The organism is Sulfitobacter sp. HI0129, assembly GCF_001635395.1.
Lineage (GTDB): Bacteria > Pseudomonadota > Alphaproteobacteria > Rhodobacterales > Rhodobacteraceae > Sulfitobacter.
In genome coordinates, this window is record NZ_LWGH01000749.1 from 1 (window position 1) to 425 (window position 425).

A 425-nucleotide genomic window follows, 5' to 3' on the forward strand; every position below is an offset into this window, starting at 1 on the left:
GGATGCCATCAGGCGTCAGCGCGCCCTTTTCCGAAGGTTCGACGAGGCCGCGTTCGTCCAGCGTGAACAGGGTGCCCGGTGCGGCGGGGGAGGACAGCCCGGCCATGACCACGTCCGACACAAAGCTGTCGAGCGGGGGCAGGGCCACCGCATCCGTGGATGTGCTGACCGGATCGATACTGGTGATGTAGAGATCCTCGATATCGATCACCTCCGCCGGGTCGGGCGGGATCTGCGGTGCGCGGGGCCAGATGCCGGTGGTGGCGTATTTCGCTTCGAGCTGCGTTTCCGTCAGGGGCGCGCTGGGTGCAGGACTGCGCAGGGTTTCGATCTGGGAGGGCACATCGGCGAGGCTCTCGGGTTCGATGGCAGCCAGGATCTCGGGCTTCGGCTCCTTCGGTGTGGGGGCGGGGGCCTCCACGGGT

Annotated in this window: 1 pseudogene; it reads right to left on the reverse strand. The window is 67.5% G+C overall.

Annotated elements, in window-relative coordinates:
- Positions 1-425: pseudogene (locus tag A3764_RS25335) on the reverse strand (hypothetical protein); the annotation flags it as partial.